Genomic DNA, 255 nt, shown 5'->3' on the forward strand with positions numbered 1-255 from the left:
CACTATCAGCTTTCCAAATTGTTAAAGAACGCTATATAGCAACAAGGCTATACAGTTTGTTGTTATCCCATACTCAAAGAGTTGAGATAAACAAGCATATCTGTGTGAACACTCAAGCACAGGGATGTGCTGTGTGTAATAAATGCATGGAGCAATTTATTACCAACAACTTCCTATTCAGAGCTAAGTTAGTCGTATAGGTAAGGAGGTGATCCAGCCCCAGGTTCCCCTAGGGCTACCTTGTTACGACTTCAC

Annotated in this window: 1 protein-coding gene and 1 rRNA gene; one reads left to right on the forward strand and one right to left on the reverse strand. The window is 41.2% G+C overall.

Annotation, left to right across the window (positions count from 1 at the left end):
• A partial coding sequence (locus tag Q0976_RS24125) for a hypothetical protein (protein ID WP_299497410.1) occupies positions 1 to 200 on the forward strand: 200 nt, incomplete at its 5' end.
• Between the two features lies 1 nt (position 201).
• Here Q0976_RS24125 and Q0976_RS24130 read toward each other — a convergent pair.
• A 16S ribosomal RNA gene (locus Q0976_RS24130) occupies positions 202 to 255 on the reverse strand; the annotation flags it as partial.

Origin of the sequence: uncultured Shewanella sp. (assembly GCF_947501665.1) — a bacterium.
Lineage (GTDB): Bacteria > Pseudomonadota > Gammaproteobacteria > Enterobacterales > Shewanellaceae > Shewanella.